Consider the following 473-nt stretch of genomic DNA (forward strand, 5'->3'; position numbering starts at 1 on the left):
GTGACCGCCGCGATCAGCCGCTCGTAGATCCCGACGATGAGCGCGATGGTGCCGCCGGAGACGCCCGGGACGGCGTCGGCGCTGCCCATCGCGACGCCCTTCAGGTACAGCGTCGCCCAGTCGCGGAGGTCGGCCATCTGCTCGCCACAAGCGGGGCCGCAGTAAAGAAGCGTGTGATCGGGCGGCCAGATCGACCGCGGGCGCCGAGACCGCGGTCGGATTCCGCGGTCAGTTCGGTGCGGTCACCGCCGTCGCGGTCGTCGCCGCCACCGGTTCGACGCCGATCACCGATCCGGCGTCGGTGGATTTCGTCGAGTCCCCGCCGTCGCTCCCGCTGTCGCCGTCGACCGGACACTCGGGGTCGCCGCTGGGACAGTCGATTATCCGCTCTTCGAGTTCGACCGTCGCGGCCGCGTCGTCGGCGCCGACGACCTGCCCCTCGGTCACCCCGACCTGCCCGAACCGCTCGGTGG

The 473-nt window shown here is 71.9% G+C and carries 2 protein-coding genes; both read right to left on the minus strand.

Annotated elements, in window-relative coordinates:
• Positions 1 to 137, minus strand: a 137-nt coding sequence (locus tag D3D02_RS19420; protein WP_121571384.1) for an undecaprenyl phosphate translocase family protein, incomplete at its 3' end; no start/stop codon positions are given.
• Positions 138 to 228: 91 nt separating this feature from the next.
• The coding region (locus D3D02_RS19425) for a hypothetical protein (RefSeq protein ID WP_147435773.1) at positions 229 to 473 on the minus strand (245 nt) is incomplete at its 5' end.

Origin of the sequence: Halobellus sp. Atlit-38R, assembly GCF_003665925.1 — an archaeon.
GTDB lineage: Archaea > Halobacteriota > Halobacteria > Halobacteriales > Haloferacaceae > Haloquadratum > Haloquadratum inordinatus.